Origin of the sequence: Paenibacillus sp. 2KB_22 (assembly GCF_052115745.1) — a bacterium.
GTDB lineage: Bacteria > Bacillota > Bacilli > Paenibacillales > Paenibacillaceae > Paenibacillus.
Map to the genome: position 1 here is coordinate 1 of NZ_JBFRHG010000005.1, position 25,837 is coordinate 25,837.

Genomic DNA, 25,837 nt, shown 5'->3' on the forward strand with positions numbered 1-25,837 from the left:
CATGCCGCCAGCGTTCGTCCTGAGCCAGGATCAAACTCTCCAATAAAGTATTGAAAAGAGCGATAAGCTCATTTTGAATCTGACGAGATTAAAAATCTCATTTGTGCTCCAGTCGATTCAAGCCAAGGCTTGTTTCAAACTTTCGCGTTTCATTCTGCAAGCAGAATGTTTGCTCACTCGTTGTTCAGTTTTCAAAGATCAAACTTATTTCGCTACTGAATGTCGTTCTCTTCAGCAACTCTTATATAATATCATGTCCGAACCAACTTTGCAAGCTCTTTTTTTTAAGTTTCTTTCGAAGCTTATTTCATTCGCTTGCCGCACCGTGTTTCTCGTGTTTTTTGGCCGGAAATAGAATATACCATGCAGTACACGTACTTGTAAAGAGTTAATTTCTAAAAATATTAATTCTACAATCTACCCCTTTTAAGGACCTTGAATCTCCAATGTAATCATAAGTTCAATTGTATTATCATGCACTTGATCTTCTCTATCTAATCTGTCTTTCTTCTATATATAAGAAGGTAACCCTATCAACTCTCTATTCGAGACGAAAGGGGCACCTTCTATAGTGATCTATATTTATTTACGTTCTACTTTATATCCTTTATCCTCAAGCAGTTTCACGATGCCGTGCTCGCCCAGATAGTGTGCCGCGCCAACAACAATGAAATACTCCTCGCCTTTGCCCTTTTTCAGATAACCATCGATTTTGTCCGCCATACCAATGTTACGATCAACCAGCATTGCTTTGTTGTATTCCTCATTACTAGAGAAGCTGTTTGTCAGTTCAAGTAATTGCTCGTCATTACCCGTTTTCCACATCTCAGCCATCTGATTCACACTGTTATCCAGCACGTCGAAGTTTTCGATTGTTGCTTTCAATGTTTCTTCTTGTGTTTCTTTGGAAAAGTCGTTAAACATGCCAAGTTGAGATTGATAACTCTCTAACTCAATAACTGGGAGTTTGCGCTCGATTGCTTTCTGGATGAAATACAGATCCACTCCTGCTGACGCTTCATATCCTGCCGTTGTGGACTTCAAACTTGCAAGTGTGCTTTCCACTACCCACGGCTTAAATGCATCCAAAGCATTAGGCTCTAGACCATTTTTCTTCAATACATCGCCCAGCTTAGTATACGTTTCACTGGAAATGTGGTCTTTCAGCGTTGTTCCATCCTGATATGAACCCAGGCTTAGAACCAGCTTTTGCTGCTCTTCGTCAGCGGCTTTGCTAATATCAATCTCTACCCCAAGATAGTCGGCTTCCGCAAATGCTTCCTCAAACTCCGGACGCAATGGATAGAAGCTCTCATCCGCAATATGCATGGAACCTACCAAATAGACCGTGTTGCCATTACTTTCCACTTCCCACATGAAGCCACGTCCACCTGTTTGGACATTTTCCGTTGCTCCACCTTTGGATACCAACAGCACGGTGCGCGTTGCAGCATCCCAGCGAACTTCATAACCCGCTGCATCACCGACAATGCGGATTGGAGCATACGTTACACCGTTGATCCGTGTAAGTTTACTTTTGAGTGTAATCGTTTTGCCATCGATCACAGCCGTGATCGTATCATCTGTCGCAGTTGTTAGCTTCACGTCCATAGCATCCAGCGTAGTCCGCAATGGAACCAAGGTTGTACCTTTATCCAGGATGGGTGCTCCTGTAGCATATTTCACTGCCTGGTCATTGACCTTAACGGAAGTTTCTTGTGGAGCAGCCATAGCCGGTACCGCAGATGCGAGCAAGCCTACCGAGATTGTAAGAGATAAGAGCGTGCGTTTCCAATTCTTCATATTATGTATTCTCCTTTAGTGAATATATTTGCCGACCCATTTTAATAGAATGGACATACCTAGATACTACGGATAAAGGTGGGAATTGGTGCCACTCCACAAATGGAGCAGCACTTCCTCCCTTCATTACTCTCACTAGATATGAAATAACATAAACGAATCCGTCATATAAGTTCGATGCTAGATATTCGCAAAGTCCAAGCTATTCCATGATAAATAGATACTGATCAGAGCCAGGAAAAAGAATGCTATAGAAACCTTCCGATTCCCCCGCAGCTTCACTCCATATGAGACGAAGAAAATAGCGATAGCTATTTTAGAGATGCTTTGGTAGTTGCCCTGCTCTGAAAAGGCTGAACTGCTAAATACAATTGAAAGTAGCAGTGTAGTCAGGATCAATGCTTTAAACCACAGAGGTTCCCTCCAAAACTGTATATAGAACCCTTTTAACTGTTGCATGATCATCAGCCGCCGCCCTCTCCTGAACTCAACTTAGATCTTATAAGCCTTCATGGCTTTAAACAATTCCTTAAAGGTCGGACGTTTACCGTACATCAGCACACCTGTGCGATAGATTTTGGCTGCAAGCCATCCGAAGATGATAATGGATGCGATGAGAATCGCTAGTGAAGTTAGAATCTCCCAAGTCGGTGCAACTCCCGCACCGATCCGTACCAGAATCGCGGTCGGCGACGTAAATGGAATGAAGCTTGCGATTTTCAATAACAGAATGTTTGGGGTAGAAATACTGAAGATCGCAATATAGAAGGATACAAGCGACAGCATTGTAATCGGCAGAACTGCCTGACCCAGTTCTTCAGTACGGCTTACCATTGAGCCAATGGCAGCGAACAACACGGCATACAGGAAGTAGCCCAGAATGTAGAATATGAGTCCGTACACAATAACCGCAATATTCACATCACTCAGATTCATATTGAAATCACCTAACACTGCACGGTTATGCGGTAGCAAGATATTTCCGGCAACCACTGCTCCGAAGATTCCAATTTGCAGCATACCTACCATGAAGATCCCGATGATTTTACCAAACATCTGACTGAGCGGTGATACACTCGTAATCAGAATCTCCATAATACGCGAGCTCTTCTCAGCTGTGATCTCAGAGGCAATCATGTTGCCTGTCATCATCGTCGAGGTGAACAGCAGGATGATCAGCAAGTACACCACAATATAGTTAATCGGGCTCATCGCACCTTCTGACTCAGCACCGGCCCCACTTCCATCTGTACTCAAGCTTTGCTCGGTGAGCTTCACAGGTGTTGTAATCAGTTCCTTCTGCTCCGCCGTAAGTACATCCTTCACAACTACATCCAACTTCACACTCTGCAATGCAGCTTCAATGGATGCAATGATCTGAGGTGATACGTCTTCTGCTGAATAGAGAATGGGCTGTGGGAACTCCTGTCCAGCAACCGCTTCAAACTTCAGATAGCCATCGGTAAGCCCTGCTTCCACATCGGCTGCAAGAGCCGCCTCATCTTTGTCTCCACTAGCAATGAGTCGATATGCCTGATCCCCTTGAGCTGCCGAGAAGCTCTCCAGTTTCTCGGAAACTTCAGGCTGCCCCGTACTTAAGAGACCAATATTTACAGGGTTACTGCTTGAAGCTCCGCCAATGGAACCCCCATTGAATAGGGTAATGAAATATGGAACATTGAGTCCGATAGAAATTAAAAGTGCAAGTACAATGGTTGTCACCATGAATGATTTCGTTTTAACTTTGTTTTTAAATGTAAAACCCGTAATCGTTCCCATTTTATTCATTCGACTCACCTACCTCACGAATAAAGATTTGGTTAAGCGTTGGTTCCTTCAGTTCAAAGTGTTCCACTGTCGTTTGAGTCATGGCTGTTCTCAGAATCTCCTGAGCGGCTTCCACCTGATTAATATGTATCAGGTACCCGCGCTCATTACGCTCCACTTTCTTCACACCAGACAATTGCTCGAGTCCTTCCACACTTCCAACCGTACCCAGGAAAACCTGTTCACGCGGATACCGACTCTTGATCTCCTTGATCTCCCCTTGTACCACCGTGTTGGAACGATGCAGAATAGTGATCTGACGACACAACTCTTCAACGTGCTCCATACGGTGTGTTGAGAACAGAATGGCCGTGCCTTCGTCACGTAACTCCTTGACGGTGGACTTGAGTAATTCCACATTCACAGGATCCAATCCGCTGAACGCTTCATCCAAAATGAGAATTTGTGGTCTATGCACTACGGCTGCAATAAAGCCCATTTTCTGCTGATTACCTTTGGATAACTCCTCAATCTTCTTATCGTAATACTCAGGTACCTCAAACCGATTCAGCCAGTACTTGAGGCTCTGGTCTGCATCCTTGCCATTCATGCCACGAAGCCGTGCCAGATAATTAATCTGGTCGCTGACTTTCACCTTCGGGTACAATCCACGCTCTTCCGGAAGATAACCCATAATCTGCTGCAACTCTGTGTTGTAAGGTTTGCCGTTGTAAAGGATATTCCCCCCGTCCGGGTGAATCAGTCCAAGCACCATGCGCATCGTTGTTGTTTTGCCTGCGCCATTGGCTCCGAGCAGTCCGTAAATCTCCCCTTCTTTTACATTGAGCGTAACTCCATTAACGGCTGTTTTGTCTGCATATTGCTTGACGACTTGCTTCAATTCCAATCGGTTCATCATTTATCGTCTCCCTTCGGTTATTTCCACTGTACAGGTGCATACCCGGCAATCCAGAACGCCAGCACTTCATCTAATTCCAGGTTACGGATTTTCAATACTCGGTTATTCGATAGCTCCAGCCTCTCCTGCGCTTCGCTGACCCGGGTTGTAATGACACGAACCATACCTCTTTCTTCCAAAGAAGATTCCACAACACCCGGGATACTCTCTGGCCTTAAGTCTCCTTCATACCAGACTTCTTTCCACTGATCGAGTACCATATCTTTCTCGGCCATCCCCAGCGACTGACCACGGTGCATCAATACGATGTAATCCGCAAGTCTTTTGACTTCGTCTGCAATATGCGTGGCAATCAGAATCGTGGTGTCCCCCTCAGCCATGAAGGTACGGAACTGCTCAACCATCACTTTCCAGGCAAAGGGGTCCAGTCCTGATGAGGGCTCATCCAGAAGCAAGAGTCTGGGGCGAGCTGCAATTGCAGCTGCAATCTCAAATTTTCGCCGTTCTCCCTTGGACATCTTGTTCAGCTTCACATCAACGGGTACTTCCATATCGCGAATCAGTTGATCGAACAACTTCATATCCCATCGCGGGTACCAGTAGGCCCGAAATTCAGCTGCTTCCTGTGCTGTTATCCGATTCTCTTCAAGCCCGGCATTGTCAGCCACAAAACCGATCTGTTGTCTCAGTTCAAGGGGAAGTGGTCCCTCATGTTCCTTCCCAAACCATATAATCTGCCCGGCATCTGGCAGCACCACTTGTTGCAGCATGTTAAGAAGTGTGCTTTTGCCTGAACCGTTATGACCGAGAATAGCAACTACATACCCTTCCGGGATGGTCAGATCGATCGGGCCAATTACTCTGCGTTTTCGCATTTTGGATACACCGTTCAACTGAACTGCTATGGGTTCCATGTATGAATCACTCCCTTACTTCGTGTAAATAGCCTTGAGAACTTCCCGGAACAGGCTCTCCATCTCTTCTTCCGTACAGCCTACCGATTTTCCAGACTGCACCGCAGCCTGCATCGCTTCCTGTGCGGCCTTCAATCTATAATTTTCTCTATCGCCGGCTTCTACCTGGGCCACAAATGTACCTGTCCCCTGCTTCGTACGAAGCAGACCTTCATTCTCCAGATCCTGATAGACCCGTCTAACCGTAATAACACTGCAATTCAGCGCTCCGGCGAACTCACGAATGGACGGCAAATGTGTCCCCTCCCCCAACTGACCCGTTATAATTAAAGATCTTAATTGATTTTCAATTTGGTGGTATAAAGGTTCAGCGCTATTTTCATTAATTTGAATGGGTATTTTCACATCTTGCACCTCGCCCTCCGGTACACTCCAGTCTGTTACCTGACCGTGCCGGTTTCATCCTGTATTCGTACATAAGCTTAATTCTCATTTTAATTCAAATCCCGATGAACCAACTTCTTCAGCGTAAAACGACTAGACAGCCATAATCCCGCTACGCCAGCCACCAGAGAAATCCACATGATCGGGGAAAGCAGCCCCCATGATTTACTTCCATCCATTACAATCCGCAATCCGTAACTGCCTGACATTCGAATGAGTATGGATATGCCAATGGCGATGGGTATAAAAAGCGTACTGAGAAGTAAGTATTTCTTGCCACTGTTCAGAAACTCTCCGTAAATATAGAATCCTGTTACCAAAAGGCCATAACCTGTACAGGTAAGGCTAAAGGCCAGATACTGATCCCATCGGAATCCTTCGGCATGAAGGTTAACCACGTATAACGATCCGTAGAAAAAGATTCCATTGTACGTAAACGCCATCAGAGACTGCTGTAGCCTGGACCACATCACCACTTGTTCAGGGATGGGAATTCTACGATAGTAGGCCAGCATCTGCGTATAAGAATCCTCCTGTATGTAACGGAAGGAGCGCCTGCAGAACATAAACCCTTGAAATGGCAACATGATTAAAAAGAAGGAATCCACTACTGGATTAATGAAATCTGTCTGTTGTTGTCCTACTAACATCACACCGCTCATGCCGCCAGTGTATATCATGAATATTGCAGACCATAGCCATTGGAGCTTATCCTTACTCGTTTGGTTGCGGGTCAACCACCACGCCTGCTTCCATTCGTTCATATGCATGCCTGCCTTTCACCTGTCATTCACTCATCTTGCTTACTGTGTTTACTGTATATATCAATATACACAGTATACAGACCGAATTCTGATCACGTCAACCCCTAATTTTCCTGAATCAGGAAGATGGGATAGGACACAGTTCGAATTTACGTTAAAATAAATTATAGGAATGAATCAAAGAAAGGAAGGTTACAACTAATGAATTGGCTGGTCGAGATCGGGTTTGTGCTCCTTTTCCTTATCGTCGTTATCTGGTTGGTCCTCCGGGATGAGCCTCATCGTCATTCTGCCAAAAAAGGCAGACACCGCATCCGCCGTAACAACGGTTATACCGACTCTGCTTCGGGATATCCGGTCATTACAGGAGATGACTCTTACGATCGACATTCCAGACACACACCGGATCACAAACATCATGAGTCGGATTCTTCATCAGGCATACATTCTCATCACAGCAGCGATAGTGGTAGCAGCGACTCTGGAGGAGATAGTGGCGGCGGAGACAGTGGGGGTGGCGGGGATTAAAGAATTACACGAAATCCCAATCACAAAAGAAGGGCTGTACCCGTTATTGTGTAAACACAATTCGGATACAGCCCTCTGCCGTTCTCTAGCATCTGTTAGAAGAAGAGGTCTTTCAATTAAACGAGGTTATAGCCACTAGGAAGACTGCGACTGCTGCGGATGGCGCGAATCTCGGCCAAAGTCAGCCGCTCATTCGTGGAGATCAGGGATTCCACGTCATTGCCACGGATCAGATCGTCCAAATCTCTCAAGTTGGTGTTGCCACGGAAGACACGAAATCCACCCTGAAAGTTAGGCCGCGTAAACACGACGAGTGTTGCATTGGAACTTGTTGAGAAAAAACGCAGGCTCTCTACCCCGTCCAAAATATTGTCCAGGTTACGAAGACCTGTGTTGCCACGATAGATACGGCTTCTCCCTCTGTAGTTCTCTTCTGAATACACGGTAAGACGTGGATACGTTTGACTGACACTAACTGTTTTTTTCATTTGCTTTCCTCCTCTCGAACTCATTCTATGAATGAATAAGAGAGGAAGCGTGGACCAATCATCTGCTAGATTCGTCCATTTTCATATATTCAGAAGATCATAGTGACGCACGCCCCAGTAGATTGAGCTAATATCCTTCTTTTACACACCGAGGATAGCTTCCCACACCGGACGTGTATGACCACCAGGATACAAGAGATACAGAAGAACATACACGACAACACCTGTTAACGCTGACCCGAACCAGATCATGGACGTGAACTTGCCCCAGCGGCGATGTGTTCCGAACTTCTTTTTGAACCCCAGCACCAGTGTGGAGATGCCGAATATTGCTGCCACGGTAGCCAGGATAATATGAAAGATCAGAAATATCCGATAAAAGATCTCCAGATCCGGGTCCCCACCCCAAGCCGTATTACCTACGAACACTGTGCGAGACATATAGATCACAAAGAAGATTAGAGCTGCAATCGCACCTGCTACCATGGCGGACTGATGAGCCTCACGCTTGCCCCGAATAATCAGTACCCATCCAATCCCCACCAGTACTGCACTAATCACAATGAAAGAAGTACTGATCGTTGGTAGCCAAAAATACATATCCATCGTGTGTTCCCCCTCTTGTCAGAACATTGACTTAATTATTTGGCAGCCGGATTGAGTGGCCCTCCTGTGCCCCCAGCAGGATACGAATCATCATCATCTTCCTGCTTCTCTTTCCGATACCATTGGAAAAAGACATAGGCCAGCATGGAGGCGAAGATCCCTTCCTGAATAAACTTCATTACAATGCCACCGACCTGCTGATCTTCCTTCGCGGAAGACAGGAAGTTGAAGAAGGCTGGTCCACCGAATGAACGAAGTAATGCGGTAGAATCTCCAGACACACAATACCGCATGGCTTCAGCCCATACTGCCGGATTGCTGTACGTCTGATACAACGGCTCGGACGCAAAAATAATCAATCCACACGCAGGCGTGAGCAATACCATATTCAGAAATATAAAACCGATCTTGGATAGCCCCGAAGCTTGTCTGCCCTCTGGCAACGGATTCAGCAATGTCCACCACATGAGCATCGAGGTGATAAACAGTGCAATATAATACAACCGGTGAACGGTAAAATTCAGCATAACGTAATCATGTACAATCGGGAGGTGATACAGCGAAAACAGCCCGTTAAAGAGCACTGCCGCAACGATCGGATGAGCCAGGAACGATAGCTGGCGTGTTGGCAACCAGCGTACGATTCTACGCCATACCCAGATCGGCAAGCCTTTCATCATCAGCGGCGGCGCTACCAGATAGGAGAACGCCATGCTCACCATGTGAAAGCTAAACATGACGTGACCAAGCAGATTAAATGGTCCAGCTTGAGCCAGATACAGGACAAACAGCCCTGTAATAAACATGATTTTCTGCCCGGCAGTCGCAGGCTCTGCATCCTTTATTTGCTCGCTTAACGGTCCCACAAGCACTAAATACGCCGCAGCAATGATCAGAAATAAAGCCAATATAAGCGGACTCCATAAGTCGTTGAAGCTAAAATATTGCAACCCGAGCATACGGGAAACCTCCCCGTGACCTGATTTGGTTGTTGCCTTTATTTCGTTGTGAAGATTCATTCGCCAAAAAGGGGAAAAGACGGCAGCATTGCGCCGCCGCCATCTCTTTTACCACCAGACCCAATAAAGCGCCATAATGATGCACGTAAAGGCTACGAAAAAGCCAAACGCCATGAACAGGATTGGCATCAAATGCCCTTTATCCTTCATGTGCATCCAGTAACCCAATTGAACGAATACTTGAAGAATAGCCATCACCAGCAAAATAACAATGGTAAAGGTTGTATTAACCCCTCCGGCAGAAGCAGCCGCAAACGCAATCAGCGTGAGAATGATTGAAAATATAAACACCACAACGTGTTTCTGTGGCCCTTCCGTCCGGTGACGGTGTTTCACAGGCTGTTGGTCTGTCTTATCCTGTGCTGACATGTGCTACCCCACCTTTCCGAGCAGGTACACGACCGTAAAGATGAACACCCAGACCACGTCAATAAAGTGCCAGTACATTGCGGAGACGTATACTTTAGGTGCAGTTACGACCGTCAATCCTTTTTTGAACAGCTGCCCAATAATGATTCCGATCCACACAATACCGAAAGCAACGTGGGCTCCGTGGAACCCGACCAGTGTATAGAATGCTGAACTGAAGGCACTGGTAGTCATGCCAAACTCTTTATGTTTCACATACTCATAGAACTCGTATATTTCCAGCGCGAGAAATCCCATACCCAGTACCACCGTGATACCAAGCCACAATGCCAGTGCATCTCGCTTGCCCTTATGCATGGCCTGAATCGCAAATACACTCGTCAAACTACTGACCAGGAGAATGAACGTTGCAGCGGCCACAAGTGGCAGGTGGAACAGTTCATTCGCTGTAGGTCCATCATTGGTTTGGCCACGAAGAGCCAGGAAGGTAGCAAAGAGTGTACCGAACAGTACCGTCTCGCCGCCAAGGAACAACCAGAAGGCGATAAGCTTGTTACGGCCTTCCAGCGTCGCTTTCTCCGGTTCATGCGGCAATTTGTCGTTCACCGGTTCGGCATGTGAGGTTGTCATGTTCTAGCCCCCTTCTCATCCTGATCCTCCGGTTCAATATGCCATCCATGATCATCGTAAAGTGAACGCAGTGCCATTGATCCAAATGTAATCAGAAGGCCAATGACAACCACAATATAATTGTTAAACAATACATTCATAAACGCATTACCGAATTCATCCTTGCTGAACATCAGGCCAAGTCCGGCAATAAAGATCCCTACGGACATCACAAACGGCAACGGCGTTGCTGACGGCATATGAATCGAACCTACCGGTTCTGCTGGTGTCATCTCCGTATGTCCTGCCATCTTTTCCTTCCAGTACGCATCAATTCCACGTACCAGCGGAGTCTGCTTGAAATTGTATTCCGGTGGCGGTGAAGGAATGGACCATTCCAAGGTACGACCGTCTTCCCACGGATCGTTTGGCGCACCAGCCGGTTTTCTCATTGTGATTACGATGTTCGCGAGGAATAAAATAACCCCCACACCCATCAGAAATGCCCCGACGGAGCTGACCAGATTGAGCAGATCAAAGTCCTGATTCGGTAAATATGTAACGATCCGGCGCTGCATCCCCATCAGACCGAGGAAATGCTGTACAAAGAACGTTAATTGGAAACCGATCATAAATGTCCAGAATGTCCATTTTCCAAGTGTTTCACTCAGAATACGTCCGAACATCTTCGGCCACCAGTAATGCAGTCCCGAGAACAAGCCGAGCACCAGTCCCCCTACAATAACGTAGTGAAAGTGAGCTACAACAAAGTACGTATCATGGAACTGAAAATCCGCTGGAGCAGAAGCCAGCATGACACCGGTAACACCGCCCATAACAAAGGTTGGAACGAAACCAACAGCAAACAGGTTCGCCGCTGTAAAGCGGATCTGTCCACCCCACATCGTAAAGAGCCAGTTAAAGATTTTGATCCCCGTAGGTACGGCAATCAACATTGTCGAGATGGAAAATAGCGCGTTGGCTACATTTCCCAAGCCTGTTGTAAACATGTGATGCGCCCATACCATGAAGCCCAGGAAGGCAATCAGGATGGTGGCAAATACCATGGAGCTGTATCCGAACAACCGTTTACGCGAGAAGGTCGGAATAACCTCCGAGATGATACCAAATGCCGGCAAAATCAAAATGTATACTTCCGGGTGCCCGAAGATCCAGAAGATGTGCTGCCAGAGTACGGGGTTACCGCCACCTGCGACATCGAAGAAATTCGCTCCCAGTATACGATCAAACGTCAAAAGTACAAGCCCTACCGTGATGGCAGGAAAAGCAAAAAGGATAATGGCAGATGTAATAAATGTCGTCCATGTAAACATCGGCATCCGCATGTAGGACATGCCTGGAGCACGCATTGTAATAATCGTTGCGAGAAAGTTAATACCCCCGATGAGTGTTCCCAGACCCGCGATCTGAAGACCGATGGTATAGAAATCCACACCATGCGTTCCACTGTACTCACTGCCCGAAAGCGGCGTATATGAGGTCCAGCCTGCATCCGGTGCTCCCCCCATAACCCAACTCAGGTTCAGCAGCAGTCCCCCAAAAAGGAACGTCCAGAAACCAAGTGCGTTAAGAAAAGGAAAGGCAACATCCCGTGCCCCGATCTGCAAAGGCACGACTGCATTCATAATGGCAAAAATAAGTGGCATGACACCAAGGAAAATCATCGTTGTTCCATGCATGGTAATCAATTCGTTGAAGACCTGTGCCGATACAAAATCATTCATAGGCTTCATCAGTTGAATCCGAATCAAAATGGCTTCAATGCCGCCGATTCCAAAGAAAAATCCACCCGCAACCAAATAGAGAATGGCGATTTTTTTGTGATCGACGGTGGTGATCCAATCCATCAAGCCCCTGTACCTCTTGACGCTATGCGCATGAGCCAAGGTTGTGTACCCCCTTCTTCGTCCTTGCTGTTCTATTCATAGTCCAATTTGTAGTTGGCCAGATATTCGGCAATTCCGTCGATTTCTTCATCCGTCAACCCAAGATCCTTGGGATTCGGCATGGTATTGCCCGGCTTCACGGATTGTGGATCATGGAGCCATTCTTTCATGTTATCCAGTACCGGACTACCTTCTTCCTGTCCCTCACGAGAATTCAGCAAAATGCCTGCGACAGATTCCTTGCCGCCGATTCCCGTCAAGTTAGGTGCTACTGGTCCACCTTGATCGCCAACAGCGTGGCAAGAAAGGCAGTTTGTTTTGAATTTCTCGGCTAATTGAGTATCTTCAGGAAGGACTGCAGGTGCTTTCATCTGGTTCACCCATCTGTCAAAGGATTCCTGACTCACTGCTTTTACCTTGAACTCCATGAAAGCATGCGATCTGCCACATAATTCGGCACATTTACCGCGGTAAACGCCTTCATTCGGTGCAGAGAAACTGAACTTGTTAAGTGTTCCATCCGGGTTTGTGTCCATTTTGCCCGCAAGTGACGGCACCCAGAAGGAGTGAAGCACGTCAGCGGTTTTAAGTTCAAATGCGATTTTTGTTCCGGTCGGGATGATGAGATCTTGAGCGGTGGTTACGTCATATTGAGGATAAGTGAATTCCCACCAGTACTGATGCGAGGTGACTTGGACCTTAAGTGCATTTTTGTCATTGGACAGATCTTCGCCTTGGGCAAAAATCGTTTGGACTGTCGGTACTGCCAGCACAATAACCAGCAATAACGGAATGGCTGTCCATATTACTTCCAGCTTGAAATTACCTTCAACCTGTTCAGGCATGTCGGTCTGCCCGGATCTTCTACGAAACCGGATCAGAACATAGGCCGCTATAGCAAATACAATGATGAGCACCACGATCATAATCGTGATGGATAACTTCATCAGATCATATTGGCCTTGCGCCACAGGACCCTGAGGTTTCATTACCGACAAGTCTTCCCGCCCGCATGCGGATAGCAGCAAAGAGAACACCGCCAGCAAGGGGAGAATTCGCTTTGCAACCTGCCACTGTTTCATCATTGATCTACCCCACTTTTTTACGTTTTCGTAGATTACCGTTGTCGTTCAATAGAAAGGCAACAAAAGGTACGTTTCAGCACGATACGCATAATCCTCTTCATCATACAGAACGCTTACAAAAATAACGCTTCCAGTACTCCCGTGATTTCCTGCTCAGGGCATGTCTGCGCATTCTTCCAATTCATTCTATATGCTTCAATCACTTATTAAATATAAGTTGAGGGTATGATTTTGTCAATCTTTGGACACATGTTCACAAATTGTTCACTTTATGTAAAAAACCGCTCTACAACTTGATTTGCAAACGATTTCAGTTAAAAGTATTACACTCTACATTTGAAAATTTTTGCCAAATTTCGGTGATAAAACTCGATTTATTGGTGATTTTTCTCACATTCAAAACATGCGATATTATGCAAAAGAAAGATCAGATTTTATGGAAACCCTCTTCCATATCCATTCAGAAAACATACCTATCGCTCCATACCGCTATATTCAAGCTCAAAACAGCATGGAGCATTCCTCAGAAAGGTTCAATTCAAGTCCTCATCTTCACCTGAATTCTTCTCATGTACCATTGGTCAGAATCAAGGGACCATCCCCAGTAATTGCAACCGTATGCTCATACTGTACTCCCCAGCTGCCATCTACCGTCCTTACTGTCCATCCATCTTCATCCCACACAACGGCCCCGGAACTGCCTTTCGTAAAGATTGGTTCAATGGTAATGACCATACCCTCGGTGAGCATCGTGCCCGTTCTGCGCTTGCCATACGGCAACACATTTGGCGGCTCATGAATATATTGACCGATTCCATGGCCGATGAGGGGCTTCACAATTCCGTACCGATACAGTCTGGCTGTTCGTTCAATGGCATTTCCAATATCTCCGAGCGTATTCCCTGGAACTGCCTGGGCAATCGCCCGCTCAAGGGCCTTCTCCGTGCGCCTCATCAGCTTGCGAATGGATCTGCTTGGTTCACCAATGCCATATGTCCAGGCCGAGTCAGCAAGCCAGCCGTCTTTGTTCACCACCATATCGATGGTCACTACATCCCCGCTCGCCAGCTCTTCTTCTCCCGGAAATCCGTGGCAGACCACTTCATTGACAGAGGCACACGTCGCGTACGGATATCCTTTATACCCTTTTTGCTCCGGTTTGGCCCCGTGTGCTGCCAGAAACTCTTCCACCCGCTCGTTGATCTCGGCTGTCGTGATACCAGGTATCATCCACTGCTCAATATGCTGGTGACAACTTCGCAAAATTCGTCCAGCTTCCCGCATGTAGCCAATCTCTTCTTTGGTTTTCAAAATAGGGTCCACATGCATTCATCCTTCCTGCTGTAGGTGTACTCCTATATATATGCAGCAGGAACGCAAAAAAAACCGCCTGCCGGAGCTTATCGCCCGGAAGACGGTTCTATTCATTATCGGAACAGTATAATCAGAGTTGTGTGTTGTTTCAGGACACGGAAGAATCCATCTTGACAAGCTCATGCTCAACCACAGAAGTCAATTCTTCCTCGTATCCACCCGTAATCCGGTATTTTCTCACGTACTCCTTCACGAATTTTTTTGGATCTTTAGGACGGAAAATCCGAGTCATTTCCCTCAAACTTTCTTTGACCTCATTGTGACCTTTCGTTGCCATTGTAATTCCCTCCCAAAACGTTGAAAGTGAATGCTCCGTTTAGAGAATGCCGAATAAGTCTTAAATGCCATCCATGAAGTTGTGTGCGCGGCTTAAAGCAAGCTTTAGGTCGGGAACCTCGCTAGAAAGCAAGTACCTGACACTATAAATACCCGATATGATTCGGAATGAATCATAATCTTATTGTAGCATATTCGGAAGTATCTTACGACTTGACGATTTCCTCTAATAAATATAACGGTTTTCATGCCCAAAAAGTTTAATTCCGAATCATATGTTATGAATACCACCATTCTATACGGAATTAATATATCCAGCATAACACTGAACTATTCGGGGGATATTATCACGGACAACCCATACAGTTAAATTAATGGTATCTAAAAGGAGGCGCCGTCTCATGGAACGCAAAGAACAGGATATGCTGCCCCTTTCACATGAAAAGGTGGAAGTCGACGGAGTATATATCAACGAAGCCGGACGTGAGGAACATCTGCATCGTGGGCAACACTTCCCGGCAGATCCCGTTCTCGGCAAGTCAGAATGGAAACTGACGGAGTATGCTTTTGATAATCACCACGAAGGACGTACCGATGAACGTTTGGTTCCCAAAGAAAACGATACTGATAAAATGGGCAAGATCACAAACCCTCGCAGACAGATCGAGGGCGGAAGATAATATTGTTTGATTTGTTAGTCAGATAAATTCACAGGTTCAGTTCTGTCCCTCTCCTTCATAGCCTAGTAAAAAAGGTTAAAGGAGGCTGGACCGGATGTCCCCCATGAAATCGTCTAGCGGTCTGGATGAAAATATTGCCGGTATGCTCTGTTATCTATTTACCTTTGTAGGCGGGATTGTATTTCTCGCTGTAGAGAAGCGGAGCCGGTTCGTTCTATTTCACGCTCTGCAATCCGTGACCGTCTTTGGCATCATTATGGTCGGACATGTACTATCGGCTTTTCTTCCGTTATTTGGGCCACTGGTAGCATCGCTGTTATCCCTGCTCGGTGTGGTGGTCTGGCTCATCATGGTGGTCACCAGCCTGCAGGGGAAATGCCTAAAACTGCCGTGGGTTGGCGATTTTGCAGAGAAACAGATGCGTCATCTGTAACTTTAGGAAGACATGATCCAAAAAAAGACGATCCATCCCCTTTAACGGGGTGCGGATCGTCTTTTGATTATATATCTGGCTTGTACATATATTCGTTGTTTCGCATGTAAAAGTGATTTGTTCATGTGGTTGAACATTCACAGTATAAATGATGTATGTCATAAACCATTCATGCTGTATATCACGATGTATCAACCTGCTTAAATATTCATCTTGTTAAGGTTAAATTCCAAACCGTTAACATAACAATCATGCTGGATTATAGGTCTAGTTCGGCTTTTAAGCCGACTTGCCTGTTTCTCCAAGGATGGCATCTGCCTGTTTCTCAGCCATCTTGGCGGCTGTTTCCTGGGTACCCAGACCGTTGAACAGCAGATTCATGAAGATCGCCGTGAAGCTGCCTGCAATGATACCGTTACCGAGCATAATCTGAGCCCAGTCCGGTGCACCAGCAAACAACTCAGGCACAACGGTAACTCCCAGCCCCATGCCTACAGAACAAGCAATGACAAACAAATTTTCATGACGATTCAGATCGACCTGACTACCAATAATTCGGATACCGGATGATACCACCATGCCGAACAAGGCCACCATGGCTCCGCCAAGAACCGCCCCAGGAACGAGCTGTGCAAGCGCAGCAATCTTCGGCACAAATCCGATGACCACCAGGATTCCACCAGCCACAACAATGACATCACGTGTCTTCACACGTGTCATCTGTACCAGTCCTACGTTTTGCGAATACGTTGTATACGGGAATGAGTTGAAAATACCACCTAACACAATGGCCAGGCCCTCTGCACGATAACCGCGCGCCAGATCCTTGGAAGACAGATCTTTGTCCAGGATTTTGCCCAAGGCCATAAATACACCTGTGGACTCGGCCACGCTGACAATCGCCACCAGAATCATCGTCAAGATAGGTACAATCTCAAAGGTCGGTCTACCGAAGTAAAACGGCTGAACAACATGGAACCAACTTGCATCGCGAATAGGGGCAAAATTAACCTCGCCCATAAATCCTGCCGCCACCGTACCAACGAGCAGACCAATCAGTACCGAGATGGAGCGAATAAATCCGGTTGTAAAACGAGTCATTAAAATAATAAAGACCAACACACCGAAACCGAGCAACAAGTTCACTCCGCTGCCAAAATCTTCTGACCCCTGACCGCCACCCAGATCATGGAAAGCAACCGGGATCAGAGTCAGACCAATAATGGTCACAACGGAACCTGTCACGACAGGAGGGAAAAGCCTAATCAGCTTCCCGAAGAGACCAGAGAAAATCAATACAAACAGCCCTGAAGCGATAATTGCCCCGTAAATAGCAGATACACCACTGTTCATTCCGATGAGAATCATCGGAGAAACGGCCTGGAATGCACAACCGAGCATGACAGGCAGCCCTACGCCGAAATATTTATTTCCCCATACCTGAAGTAGTGTAGCCACACCACAAGCGAGCAAGTCGATGGCAATAAGATAGGTTAATTGTTCCTGTGTAAAGCCCAATGCGTTACTAACGATCAGTGGAACGACAACGGCTCCTGCATACATGGCAAGCACATGTTGAAGTCCGAGTGAGAACGTTTTGATTGGATGCCGATGCCGCTGAAAAATACGTTCGCGTGCCATATTAGTTCGTGCCCTCCTCGTCCGCAAATGTAACCTGTCCATCTGACAAAGCCCCGATGCGAACCAATGATTCCACACGGTATCCTGCTTCTTTCAGCAAGCGACCTCCCGGCTGGAATGCTTTCTCAATAACGATACCGATGCCAACCACTTCTGCTCCAACCTGCTCCACAATGCGAGCCAAACCAAATGCCGCTTCACCGTTTGCCAGAAAATCATCAATGATCAACACCCGATCCCCAGGCTTCATGAATTTCTTGGCAACGGTAATTTCATTCGTTTCTTGCTTCGTGAAGGAGTAGACCTTCTCCACCAGAATGTCTTCCGTTAGTGTGAGCGACTTCTGCTTCCGTGCAAAAATAAGCGGTACGTTCAGCTCCAATGCAGTCATGATGCCTGGCGCAATCCCTGACGATTCAATCGTTAGCACACGTGTGATATTCTCGCCTTCAAAGCGGCGAATGAATTCCTTGCCCACTTCCTTCATCAGAACCGGGTCCATCTGGTGGTTCAGGAATGAATCCACTTTGAGTACTTGCTCGGACAGGACAATACCTTCCTGTCTTACCTTGTCTTTTAACAATTGCATTGCTATTCTTCCCCCTGAATGCCCTCCGCACAGAAACCCACATGCCACTTCAATCCCATGGTAAAAAAGCAAAAAGCCCGCCTTTTCACACGCTGCGGAATAACCGGAGACGGGGAAAGACGGACTTGTACGTATATGGACAAGCCGTATGGATGCTGCAAGTGTACTGGATGGATATTAGAGCAGGAGTTCATTCCTGACACGTCAAACTCCAAACAGTCTGTCCAGGATCAGATGTGAAGCTACCTGAACCTGCCTTTCAGTCAAACTGCTCGAGAATAATCTCATTCCAACCACAACACGTTGCAGCATCTTTCCCGTAGTCCGATCATTCCGGTGATCGGGTAGAGACATGCAGGCCTATTCCTGCACATATACGAGTAACGGCATATTTAATTTTTTGGCTCCATGATTCGTTACAATGTATGATCGCGAACCTGAATGTACATGGTTAAACATAACTGACAATGTTAGAAGTATACCGAATCGGCGGCGTGAAATAAAGAAGTATTTTCATGGAAGTTGCGGAAACTTGTCTTAATTTGCAAACAGGGGGTGATAGGAATCTATTTTTTATGTACAATATGAGAACGGAAGCGCGGAACTGAACGGAGAATGGATGGAACCGCGGCCTACATTTTCAATAGGATGATCAAAGGAGATATGCAGACATGAAAGGCGTACTTAAAGAATTCAAGGAATTTGCCGTCCGCGGCAACGTCATCGACCTGGCGGTCGGTGTCATTATTGGGGCTGCTTTTGGTAAAATCGTCACATCCCTTGTGAATGATATCATCATGCCTCCGGTTGGAAAACTGCTGGGTGGAATCGACTTCAGTCAGAAAATCATCAACTTGGATGGGGATATCAAAACAGCAAACGGACAGGAGATCACCACACTTGCTCAAGCCAACGAAGCTGGGGCTACCGTGATTGCTTATGGTCAGTTCATCAACGTCATGATTGATTTTCTTATCGTTGCGTTCTGTATCTTCATGCTTGTGAAGGGTATCAACTACCTCAAAAGCAAGGAACACAAAAAGCCCGAGCCGCAAAAAACGACCAAGGCTTGCAAGTATTGCCTATCTGAAATCCCAGCTGCGGCTACCCGCTGCTCACACTGTACTTCAGAGTTGGAAGCAGAAGGAAGCGGCGTAACAGCATAATTACAATTAGCGTTAAATCGTACACCGAATTGGCTTCCTGCTATACATCCTGATGCGAATGCCGAGAACAACTTCCCGACTTGCTAGGGTTTATGTATGAAAAGCTAAGCACAAAGACTTAATACGATATAGCGTAGCTTGAAGGTTCCACCGTAAAGGTGGGGCCTTCTTTTATGCCTTACATACATGTATTACATTTACTGCCCCGTAAATTTCATTTGCCCCATCTTTATGGATTAGAAACGGCGTGGCAGCAAATGCTCCAGAATCGACTTCAGATCCTTATCTTCCTTGTAAACTTCTTCCCCGGTATCCAGTTCTGTCACGCGAATATATTCAAAGTTTGCCGAAGCATCCACTGGCTTGAACAACAATTGGGCCTCATCTTCCAAACGTACATTGAATCCCATATCCTTAAACATGCTGCTTAACTGACTGTTAGCCGGTTCCTGACCTTGCCCTACAAATATAAGTCCTCGAAGGCTTTTACGCTCTTGAGGTTGCGGATAAATCACCTGAAAGTGTACAATGCATTCCATACGATCGTTCCCCTTTCGTTTAAAAACAAACTTTGTGAAATTTTGAACTTTAAAAACTGCTATATAAGGAGATACGTTTCATGAGCCCAGAACGTTTCGACATTTATGATGATCAGCAACATTGGATCGGTACAGCGCCGCGTAGCGAGGTCCATGCCAAAGGATATTGGCACCGTTCATTCCACTGCTGGATTGTGCGTGACGAAGGCGAACAACGACAGGTTCTTTTTCAGCGGCGGCGTGATGTTAAGGATACCTTCCCCGGATGTTACGACATTACAGCAGCAGGTCATCTCACCGCTGGTGAACAACTGCAAGACGCCAGTCGTGAGCTGGAGGAAGAATTGGGTGTACATGTATCTTTCGATGCACTAACCTATCTATTCACGGCTACACAGCAGCTCCAAGGAGAGGTCCGTGGTGTTCCATTCGTAGATCGGGAATTCAGTGCGGTCTATGGATTATGTCTGAACCAGCCACTTGAAGCCTACGTTCTGCAGCCCAGCGAGGTGGATAGCCTGTATGAGGTGCCGCTGGATGATCTAATGGCATTGTTCCGTAGTGAAATCGACGTCATTCAAGCTACCGGAGTTCAGACTCAGCCGTCAAGCGATCATGCAGCTTATAAACCAGAACGTATCGTTCGTGAGATTCGGGCAACGGAATTTGTGCCCCATGGCACTGCTTATTATACGGACGTGCTGGAAGCACTGTATCACTTGCCCAAAGATTGATCATGTACAATCCTGTTCAACCCGATCCAGTTCAATCGAATGTTCATAGCTTCATTTTCTCAAAAATAGCATAACTTCATACCTTTACTATTGACCTGACTGGAAACAGATGCTGTGACGAACATCACTGTCATACCTCAAATCAGCATAAACAGGCGCCTGCCTCTCGGGCAGCGCCTGCTTTATGTACACAACACAAGTATTCGTTTCATCGAGATCAAGAAAGGTACCTTTGTGCTCGATGTTCACTCCATCGGAAGTGAATTAGTCAATGATCTGCCTAGCTCTGGCCGCCCTCTTCTGAAGGCGAAGACCAGTACCGTGCAGAGAGTTCTTCGTACCGGTGTCCATAGCGGGACTCCAGTTCCTCACCCATATCCTGTTCCAGTTCGTACAATACCAGTTCTTGAGCAAAATGATTCAGCAGCAACCCGGTCATTACCGGATGCTCCGTCACCACTGCCTGCGTAGCGCATGATTCCCCGCGCATGCCCAGCATGCACCAGCGGCGGTCTATCACCAGAGAGAATTTCCGACCGTTACCTGTTCCATACAAAGGCAAACCCGGCCAAGGGACAGGCTGATCCAGCATGCCTTCACCACCGTCACACGACCATAACAGCCGCACACCGCGAGCTTCAGCCTGCTGTAAATCATTACGCAGCAGCTCTGCCTCTTCACGCCAGACGTCTACAACAATCTCATGCTGAGCCTCAGCCAATTCACGGCTCAGATTCTCAAACACATTTTTGTCACCCTCAATGTTATAGAAGACAGGCTTCTCCGGTTCGCTCTTGGGCATGCTGCTCTGGACATAATCCAGAGAGGTACGCATCTGATCCGAGATCATACGCGTCATCTCCTCAGGCTTCAACACACTATACTTCGCAGGCTCCCCCGGGCTACACCGCAGGAAACCACGTTGTTCCAGCCGTTGCAGGGTCGCATATACATTGGAACGGGACACGCCCAGCCGCTTCGCAACCTCATATCCTGAGGCTGATCCCTGGCGAGCGAGTTCCACCATAATTTTAGATTCCATCTCTGTAAACCCAAGATGACGCAAATGATGCAGCAGTTGGTCCATATTCCCGTCCCCCCATGCTGTCAGCAACCCGCACTGCCTCACACTGATGCGGCAGAGCTTCTACTGCATCAGATCTGTTCGGCTCCACAACGCGGGCACCATTTCGAACCTTTGGGCAGCTCGGCTGCACAAATCTGACAATTCACCATTTCGCGTGACACTTCGGTCTGTACATCCACCGTGTTCACGATCGGGTTATTTTCTTTCCAGTAGCGAATGCGTTCATCCAGTTCTTGCTGACGCTCGCGTTCCCGTTGCATCTCTTCATCTCTGCGACGTTCCCACTCTGCATCGAACGCTTCCTTTTCTTCCTGTGTAAATTCCGTACTGTTATATTCTGATTCCGTCTCCAGATCGGCTATGGACGGAATGACCGTGTGATACGGCTCGTCTTCCTCCAGTTCCAATTCAGCTGGCGCATCGTAGAAGTCCGGCTCCGGATTTTGGGTCTGAGTTACAGCTGCCTCCTGTCTCGCGGCTGTGGTGGCTCCTGCGACTCCTGCAGTTCCTGCTTTAGGCGCTGCTGTCTTGAGTTCACCCAACTTGCGTCCACATTTAGGGCAGAAGTTGGCATCCAGGGAAGCGACATGTCCACACTCGCACAACCGTTCATTCTTCAGCTGTGCAATCTTGTTGCGCAGGCCATCAATCTCATCCTGCAATTCGTCGCAGAGTCGCGACAGTTCCACCATCTCTTTTTCTGCACGCGTCATATCCTGTGCCCGATAACCCTCATAGAAGATGCGACCCATATCTGTAAAATGGACTTCCTGTTCCTGTTGCAAGCCCACAATCTGGTTGTTCAGTTTCCCAATCTCAACGGCGTGCTGGGCACGCTCTGTTGCTTTGTTCGCTCCGTCTTTGATGCGTTGAAGCAGTTTCATGACCATTCCTCCTCTGTCCCGTCAAAACCAATATTATCATTTAAATTTTTAGAGGTTATTCAAAAAGTCCGCTTTTGATTACGAAGGATGCCAGCGGCATCATCAGCATCGAATATGGCATTCAGCCGAATAAGAATATGCTTACGAAGTATGTTTCCTTCGGAAACATTGTAGTTGCTCACGTAGTTTTCCCTACGCTCCGCTACTCCATTTCTAGCTTCATTCCATCTTCTCGGTACTGAAAACCAGACTTTTTGAACACATACTTGTGGTAAATTAGCATATTACATCCTTCATGCAAAATGCTCAGGCATATAACTTATACGATATCATGCCAAAAAGTTGCGTAATCTCGTGCAGGTGCCCGTTTAATACCGATACTGGATGAAATCGGGGGCTTTCGTCAAGACCATACGTTCGGGTATAATGAAGCTTTGGCCCTACTTAACCGCCTGATTAGGCAACTAACTCTATCATACCAATTTACAATGCGATTGTGAAAAGGGCAAATGGTTTACTTTTAGCTGGGATAGTCCTATCCCTGAATGCATACAGAGGTGGATGAAACATGTTAAGTCCGAACTCAACGTTCTACCCCCGTCCGCTTGGGGTTACCCCGGCGGCATCCCTGCCCCAGTCCCCGTCTGCTCCGCTGGAGACCAGTCGGCAACTCGTGGGCAATGATCAACAAGATGCCTTTTACTTTCGTTCTTTGGAAGAGGCTGGCATTAAGCTAAATGCACCACAAATCTCGGCAGTCCGTCACGGCAGAGGACCTATTCTGACGCTCGCAGGAGCCGGTTGTGGCAAAACCACTGTACTGGCTGCAAGAGCCGGCTACCTTATAGAGGTCAGCGGTGTACATGCGGGCAGTATCCTGCTGGTGACGTTCACCAACAAAGCCGCCACCGAGATGAAAGACCGAATCGCCGCATTGCCAGGTATTCGTCCGGCAGCCGCGAGAGCCGTGCAGGCTCGCACCTTCCACTCTTTTGCGCTGACATTGCTGCGTCATTATGGCGTACAGGAAGAGATTTTTGGCGAGTCACGGGCTCAGCATACGGTGCTCAAGATGCTTTTGCGTCAAAATGGCATGAGTGAAGCCTTCCAGCCTGAAAGTTTGCTGGCGATGCTGTCCGCTTGGAAGATGCAAGGATCGGAAACAACTGACCTGCCTGAAAAATCGCAGGAGGAACGCGATGCCAAGCGTGTTCTGCTTGGTTACGAAGCCTGGAAGCAGGAGCGGGGCAAAATGGACTTTGACGATATTTTACTGCGCGCTGCCGCTCTGCTTCGTGACCCGGCTGTCCTAGGGCCGCTTCAGAAACGTTTTCAGTACATTATGGTGGATGAGTTCCAGGATACCAACCATCTGCAATATGAGATTGTGCAAAAACTGGCTTCCGCCCACCGCAACCTGATGGTTGTAGGAGATGATGACCAGACGATCTATACCTTTAATGGCGCACGCCAGGAATCGATTTTGGAATTCGATAAAGTATACCCCGGTGCACGCATTGTGACGCTGGATATCAATTATCGCAGTGATGCACGCATTCTTGGACTCGGAAGCGAATTGGTCGCCCGTAATAAACGTAGACGTGACAAACGGCTGCGTGCCGCCGGAAACCGCGGAGATGCGCCGCGTTTTGCCACACCATCCAATGCGGAGGAAGAAGCGGCATGGGTCGTGAATCAGCTCTGCCAACAGGTTGAAGAAGGGCAGCACACCTATCGGGATATTGCGATTCTTCACCGGACAGCAAGCAGCAGCCGGGCTGTATTCGAGCAGCTTGTGTTGAAAGACGTGCCTTTTGTACAGCATGGTGCTTCCCCGGTGTTCTATGACCAGTCTCTCATCAGACCCCTGATGGATCATCTGCGTCTGTCTCTTGATCCACGAGCCATGGATGCTCTTCCCAGTGCGCTGGGACCGCTCTACGTTTCACGGGATGCTGGCCTGGAATGGATACAGCGCTGCGAACAACAACAGGCGAAGAAATATCCACTCATCCATCTGGTGAAATGGGACAAGCTGAAACCATTCCAGCAGGAACAGGTCAAAGAGCGCATCAAGCTGATCAAATCACTGCACAAACTAAAGCCAATCATCGCCATTCAGGAAATGCGCAGGCAGTTCTACGACAAGTATATGGAAAGTGGTGATCCCAGCATCTTCACCCATTATAAGGAAACGATGCTGGAAACCCTGGATGAATTCGAAGCTGCCGTCAAAAAATTCGAAACGGTGGAAGAGTTCATCCAGTTCGCGGACGAATTATCCCGCAGACACCGGGAGATGGAATCTCTACGCCGCGCACAGGACAGTGACGCAGTGCAGCTGATGACCATTCACCGGGCCAAAGGACTGGAGTTCCCTTGTGTGTATTGGATCGGAGCCAGTGAGGGAATTGTACCTCACAGTACAGCACTGCGACAGGATATCCCCGAAGATCAGAAAGCTGCGCTTGCTGTACAGCAGACAGACGCAGAGCTGGACATGGCGCTGGAGGAAGAACGTAGGCTCGCCTATGTTGCCATCACAAGGGCCAAGCAGTACTTGTATGTCACCTCACCCGCATCTCATCACGGAAAGCCAGCGGATGTGTCCCGATTCCTGCTGGAAGCCTTCGGCATGGAAGTCCCGGATAAACGCAAACCTCGTGAGGAGAGTCGGACCAGTAGCCAGACTTCATATGGCAAAGGCAATGGATCATATGCCCGCTCGGGGTCAGGTGCCCGTTCCGAAGGTCTGGATGTGGCACAACGCCGTGCCATCAGCCACAGTGACCGTCGTGACTTCGAGGTCCACAACGAACGGGATGAGGATCGCCTTGGTGAACGGCGTGGTAGTGGGGAAATTCGTAATCATAAGGCGTTCAGTACCACAGGTATAAGCCCAACCGCTGCGAGTTCCTCCCGTTTACAGTCCCACAGTTCAGGTTCAGGCTCAGGTAATCCTGAGCGCACAGAGACCGTTGCGGTCTGGAAATGCAGTTCATCCACCTGTAAAGCGTGGCTAAGACAGAAACCGGCTGTGCCTTCTGCAAAAACAAACAAGAAGGCATCATCCGGCCCTCCCGCCTGTCCTCTCTGTTCAGGATCGATGGAGGCCGGTACCCGCCAGGTTCCCGTAACGGGGAGATTCTAGAAATAAACTATACGGGATACAGTTACAGCTCGTTTCAGGGCGCTTTTTGCTGTTTATTAAC

At 47.5% G+C, this 25,837-nt stretch carries 26 protein-coding genes and 1 riboswitch; of the genes, 6 read left to right on the forward strand and 20 right to left on the reverse strand.

What is annotated here, in order from left to right:
- Nucleotides 1–582 precede the first annotated feature (582 nt).
- From AB4111_RS24000 to AB4111_RS24025, 6 genes are all read right to left on the reverse strand, one after another.
- Nucleotides 583–1,803, reverse strand: coding sequence for a TraB/GumN family protein (locus AB4111_RS24000; RefSeq protein ID WP_442033505.1), 1,221 nt, complete (start codon nucleotides 1,801–1,803; stop codon nucleotides 583–585).
- Nucleotides 1,804–2,295: 492 nt separating this feature from the next.
- On the reverse strand, nucleotides 2,296–3,591 hold the full coding sequence (locus AB4111_RS24005) for an ABC transporter permease (RefSeq protein ID WP_442033506.1): 1,296 nt from the start codon (nucleotides 3,589–3,591) through the stop codon (nucleotides 2,296–2,298).
- Nucleotides 3,584–4,486 carry an ABC transporter ATP-binding protein gene (locus AB4111_RS24010; RefSeq protein WP_442033703.1) on the reverse strand — a complete coding sequence of 301 codons (903 nt, stop codon included), beginning with the start codon at nucleotides 4,484–4,486 and terminating at the stop codon, nucleotides 3,584–3,586. The genes AB4111_RS24005 and AB4111_RS24010 overlap by 8 nt, the downstream gene beginning before the upstream one ends.
- A 20-nt stretch (nucleotides 4,487–4,506) precedes the next feature.
- The gene (locus AB4111_RS24015; RefSeq protein ID WP_442033507.1) at nucleotides 4,507–5,403 is read right to left on the reverse strand and encodes an ATP-binding cassette domain-containing protein; all 897 of its coding nucleotides are present in this window, start codon (nucleotides 5,401–5,403) and stop codon (nucleotides 4,507–4,509) included.
- 15 nt (nucleotides 5,404–5,418) lie between these two features.
- Entirely contained in the window at nucleotides 5,419–5,808 is a 390-nt protein-coding gene (locus AB4111_RS24020) for a GntR family transcriptional regulator (RefSeq protein ID WP_442033704.1), read from the reverse strand.
- 89 nt (nucleotides 5,809–5,897) lie between these two features.
- On the reverse strand, nucleotides 5,898–6,611 hold the full coding sequence (locus AB4111_RS24025; protein ID WP_442033508.1) for a hypothetical protein: 714 nt from the start codon (nucleotides 6,609–6,611) through the stop codon (nucleotides 5,898–5,900).
- 201 nt (nucleotides 6,612–6,812) lie between these two features.
- Between AB4111_RS24025 and AB4111_RS24030 the strand changes: the two genes are divergently transcribed.
- Nucleotides 6,813–7,139 (forward strand): hypothetical protein, encoded by a 327-nt coding sequence (locus AB4111_RS24030; protein ID WP_442033509.1) that lies wholly within the window; start codon nucleotides 6,813–6,815, stop codon nucleotides 7,137–7,139.
- 116 nt (nucleotides 7,140–7,255) lie between these two features.
- Here AB4111_RS24030 and AB4111_RS24035 read toward each other — a convergent pair whose 3' ends face one another.
- The 9 genes from AB4111_RS24035 to AB4111_RS24075 form a co-directional block, all read right to left on the reverse strand.
- Nucleotides 7,256–7,627, reverse strand: coding sequence for a hypothetical protein (locus AB4111_RS24035; protein ID WP_253429731.1), 372 nt, complete (start codon nucleotides 7,625–7,627; stop codon nucleotides 7,256–7,258).
- A 141-nt stretch (nucleotides 7,628–7,768) separates the two neighbouring features.
- Nucleotides 7,769–8,233, reverse strand: coding sequence for a DUF420 domain-containing protein (locus tag AB4111_RS24040; RefSeq protein ID WP_307540121.1), 465 nt, complete (start codon nucleotides 8,231–8,233; stop codon nucleotides 7,769–7,771).
- A 35-nt stretch (nucleotides 8,234–8,268) separates the two neighbouring features.
- Complete coding sequence (gene ctaG / locus AB4111_RS24045) at nucleotides 8,269–9,192, reverse strand: cytochrome c oxidase assembly factor CtaG (protein ID WP_442033510.1); 924 nt, start codon at nucleotides 9,190–9,192, stop codon at nucleotides 8,269–8,271.
- 108 nt (nucleotides 9,193–9,300) lie between these two features.
- Nucleotides 9,301–9,621 (reverse strand): cytochrome C oxidase subunit IV family protein, encoded by a 321-nt coding sequence (locus tag AB4111_RS24050; protein WP_421893030.1) that lies wholly within the window; start codon nucleotides 9,619–9,621, stop codon nucleotides 9,301–9,303.
- A 3-nt stretch (nucleotides 9,622–9,624) separates the two neighbouring features.
- The gene (locus tag AB4111_RS24055) at nucleotides 9,625–10,251 is read right to left on the reverse strand and encodes a cytochrome c oxidase subunit 3 (RefSeq protein WP_047840264.1); all 627 of its coding nucleotides are present in this window, start codon (nucleotides 10,249–10,251) and stop codon (nucleotides 9,625–9,627) included.
- A complete protein-coding gene (ctaD, locus tag AB4111_RS24060) occupies nucleotides 10,248–12,098 on the reverse strand; it encodes a cytochrome c oxidase subunit I (RefSeq protein WP_442033705.1) in 1,851 nt (616 codons plus the stop codon). The genes AB4111_RS24055 and ctaD overlap by 4 nt, the downstream gene beginning before the upstream one ends.
- Nucleotides 12,099–12,169: 71 nt before the next feature.
- Nucleotides 12,170–13,222, reverse strand: a complete 1,053-nt coding sequence (coxB, locus tag AB4111_RS24065; RefSeq protein WP_339304342.1) for a cytochrome c oxidase subunit II — start codon at nucleotides 13,220–13,222, stop codon at nucleotides 12,170–12,172.
- Nucleotides 13,223–13,789: 567 nt separating this feature from the next.
- A complete protein-coding gene (gene map, locus AB4111_RS24070; RefSeq protein WP_442033511.1) occupies nucleotides 13,790–14,551 on the reverse strand; it encodes a type I methionyl aminopeptidase in 762 nt (253 codons plus the stop codon).
- A gap of 133 nt (nucleotides 14,552–14,684) precedes the next feature.
- The gene (locus AB4111_RS24075) at nucleotides 14,685–14,873 is read right to left on the reverse strand and encodes a hypothetical protein (protein ID WP_017690840.1); all 189 of its coding nucleotides are present in this window, start codon (nucleotides 14,871–14,873) and stop codon (nucleotides 14,685–14,687) included.
- A 400-nt stretch (nucleotides 14,874–15,273) separates the two neighbouring features.
- Between AB4111_RS24075 and AB4111_RS24080 the strand changes: the two genes are divergently transcribed.
- Together AB4111_RS24080 and AB4111_RS24085 are read left to right on the forward strand one after the other, a co-directional pair.
- A complete protein-coding gene (locus tag AB4111_RS24080) occupies nucleotides 15,274–15,552 on the forward strand; it encodes a transposase (protein ID WP_091018633.1) in 279 nt (92 codons plus the stop codon).
- 94 nt (nucleotides 15,553–15,646) lie between these two features.
- Complete coding sequence (locus AB4111_RS24085; protein WP_442033512.1) at nucleotides 15,647–15,985, forward strand: DUF4870 domain-containing protein; 339 nt, start codon at nucleotides 15,647–15,649, stop codon at nucleotides 15,983–15,985.
- A gap of 279 nt (nucleotides 15,986–16,264) precedes the next feature.
- Here the strand turns inward: AB4111_RS24085 and AB4111_RS24090 are convergent, their stop codons facing one another.
- Both AB4111_RS24090 and AB4111_RS24095 read right to left on the reverse strand, forming a co-directional pair.
- The gene (locus tag AB4111_RS24090) at nucleotides 16,265–17,626 is read right to left on the reverse strand and encodes a nucleobase:cation symporter-2 family protein (RefSeq protein WP_253429709.1); all 1,362 of its coding nucleotides are present in this window, start codon (nucleotides 17,624–17,626) and stop codon (nucleotides 16,265–16,267) included.
- A 1-nt stretch (nucleotide 17,627) separates the two neighbouring features.
- Complete coding sequence (locus tag AB4111_RS24095) at nucleotides 17,628–18,215, reverse strand: xanthine phosphoribosyltransferase (RefSeq protein ID WP_036613196.1); 588 nt, start codon at nucleotides 18,213–18,215, stop codon at nucleotides 17,628–17,630.
- A 300-nt stretch (nucleotides 18,216–18,515) separates the two neighbouring features.
- Nucleotides 18,516–18,615: riboswitch (purine riboswitch) on the reverse strand.
- Between the two features lie 271 nt (nucleotides 18,616–18,886).
- On the opposite strand from AB4111_RS24095, the gene mscL reads away from it, so the two are divergent.
- The gene (gene mscL / locus AB4111_RS24100; protein WP_442033513.1) at nucleotides 18,887–19,381 is read left to right on the forward strand and encodes a large conductance mechanosensitive channel protein MscL; all 495 of its coding nucleotides are present in this window, start codon (nucleotides 18,887–18,889) and stop codon (nucleotides 19,379–19,381) included.
- Between the two features lie 236 nt (nucleotides 19,382–19,617).
- On the opposite strand, the gene AB4111_RS24105 is transcribed toward mscL, so the two are convergent.
- Complete coding sequence (locus tag AB4111_RS24105) at nucleotides 19,618–19,920, reverse strand: hypothetical protein (RefSeq protein ID WP_017690846.1); 303 nt, start codon at nucleotides 19,918–19,920, stop codon at nucleotides 19,618–19,620.
- Nucleotides 19,921–20,000: 80 nt separating this feature from the next.
- Here AB4111_RS24105 and AB4111_RS24110 point away from each other — a divergent pair, with 80 nt between their 5' ends.
- The gene (locus tag AB4111_RS24110) at nucleotides 20,001–20,654 is read left to right on the forward strand and encodes an NUDIX hydrolase (protein WP_442033514.1); all 654 of its coding nucleotides are present in this window, start codon (nucleotides 20,001–20,003) and stop codon (nucleotides 20,652–20,654) included.
- A gap of 280 nt (nucleotides 20,655–20,934) precedes the next feature.
- Here the strand turns inward: AB4111_RS24110 and AB4111_RS24115 are convergent, their stop codons facing one another.
- Entirely contained in the window at nucleotides 20,935–21,741 is an 807-nt protein-coding gene (locus tag AB4111_RS24115; protein WP_442033515.1) for a TrmB family transcriptional regulator, read from the reverse strand.
- A 68-nt stretch (nucleotides 21,742–21,809) separates the two neighbouring features.
- A complete protein-coding gene (locus AB4111_RS24120; protein WP_442033516.1) occupies nucleotides 21,810–22,625 on the reverse strand; it encodes a zinc ribbon domain-containing protein in 816 nt (271 codons plus the stop codon).
- A gap of 568 nt (nucleotides 22,626–23,193) precedes the next feature.
- Here AB4111_RS24120 and AB4111_RS24125 point away from each other — a divergent pair.
- Nucleotides 23,194–25,776 carry a UvrD-helicase domain-containing protein gene (locus tag AB4111_RS24125; protein ID WP_442033517.1) on the forward strand — a complete coding sequence of 861 codons (2,583 nt, stop codon included), beginning with the start codon at nucleotides 23,194–23,196 and terminating at the stop codon, nucleotides 25,774–25,776.
- Nucleotides 25,777–25,837 lie beyond the last annotated feature (61 nt).

Coding starts and splice junctions, on each gene's coding strand:
- AB4111_RS24085 (WP_442033512.1), top strand. CDS start 15,647: ATGTCCCCCATGAAATCGTCTAGCGGTCTGGATGAAAATATTGCCGGT.
- map (WP_442033511.1), bottom strand. CDS start 14,551: ATGCATGTGGACCCTATTTTGAAAACCAAAGAAGAGATTGGCTACATG.
- AB4111_RS24080 (WP_091018633.1), top strand. CDS start 15,274: ATGGAACGCAAAGAACAGGATATGCTGCCCCTTTCACATGAAAAGGTG.
- AB4111_RS24120 (WP_442033516.1), bottom strand. CDS start 22,625: ATGAAACTGCTTCAACGCATCAAAGACGGAGCGAACAAAGCAACAGAG.
- AB4111_RS24050 (WP_421893030.1), bottom strand. CDS start 9,621: ATGTCAGCACAGGATAAGACAGACCAACAGCCTGTGAAACACCGTCAC.
- AB4111_RS24035 (WP_253429731.1), bottom strand. CDS start 7,627: ATGAAAAAAACAGTTAGTGTCAGTCAAACGTATCCACGTCTTACCGTG.
- ctaD (WP_442033705.1), bottom strand. CDS start 12,098: ATGGATTGGATCACCACCGTCGATCACAAAAAAATCGCCATTCTCTAT.
- ctaG (WP_442033510.1), bottom strand. CDS start 9,192: ATGCTCGGGTTGCAATATTTTAGCTTCAACGACTTATGGAGTCCGCTT.
- coxB (WP_339304342.1), bottom strand. CDS start 13,222: ATGATGAAACAGTGGCAGGTTGCAAAGCGAATTCTCCCCTTGCTGGCG.
- AB4111_RS24090 (WP_253429709.1), bottom strand. CDS start 17,626: ATGGCACGCGAACGTATTTTTCAGCGGCATCGGCATCCAATCAAAACG.
- AB4111_RS24075 (WP_017690840.1), bottom strand. CDS start 14,873: ATGGCAACGAAAGGTCACAATGAGGTCAAAGAAAGTTTGAGGGAAATG.
- AB4111_RS24040 (WP_307540121.1), bottom strand. CDS start 8,233: ATGGATATGTATTTTTGGCTACCAACGATCAGTACTTCTTTCATTGTG.
- AB4111_RS24015 (WP_442033507.1), bottom strand. CDS start 5,403: ATGGAACCCATAGCAGTTCAGTTGAACGGTGTATCCAAAATGCGAAAA.
- AB4111_RS24000 (WP_442033505.1), bottom strand. CDS start 1,803: ATGAAGAATTGGAAACGCACGCTCTTATCTCTTACAATCTCGGTAGGC.
- AB4111_RS24005 (WP_442033506.1), bottom strand. CDS start 3,591: ATGAATAAAATGGGAACGATTACGGGTTTTACATTTAAAAACAAAGTT.
- mscL (WP_442033513.1), top strand. CDS start 18,887: ATGAAAGGCGTACTTAAAGAATTCAAGGAATTTGCCGTCCGCGGCAAC.
- AB4111_RS24025 (WP_442033508.1), bottom strand. CDS start 6,611: ATGAACGAATGGAAGCAGGCGTGGTGGTTGACCCGCAACCAAACGAGT.
- AB4111_RS24095 (WP_036613196.1), bottom strand. CDS start 18,215: ATGCAATTGTTAAAAGACAAGGTAAGACAGGAAGGTATTGTCCTGTCC.
- AB4111_RS24030 (WP_442033509.1), top strand. CDS start 6,813: ATGAATTGGCTGGTCGAGATCGGGTTTGTGCTCCTTTTCCTTATCGTC.
- AB4111_RS24010 (WP_442033703.1), bottom strand. CDS start 4,486: ATGAACCGATTGGAATTGAAGCAAGTCGTCAAGCAATATGCAGACAAA.
- AB4111_RS24115 (WP_442033515.1), bottom strand. CDS start 21,741: ATGGACCAACTGCTGCATCATTTGCGTCATCTTGGGTTTACAGAGATG.
- AB4111_RS24125 (WP_442033517.1), top strand. CDS start 23,194: ATGTTAAGTCCGAACTCAACGTTCTACCCCCGTCCGCTTGGGGTTACC.
- AB4111_RS24110 (WP_442033514.1), top strand. CDS start 20,001: ATGAGCCCAGAACGTTTCGACATTTATGATGATCAGCAACATTGGATC.
- AB4111_RS24105 (WP_017690846.1), bottom strand. CDS start 19,920: ATGGAATGCATTGTACACTTTCAGGTGATTTATCCGCAACCTCAAGAG.
- AB4111_RS24055 (WP_047840264.1), bottom strand. CDS start 10,251: ATGACAACCTCACATGCCGAACCGGTGAACGACAAATTGCCGCATGAA.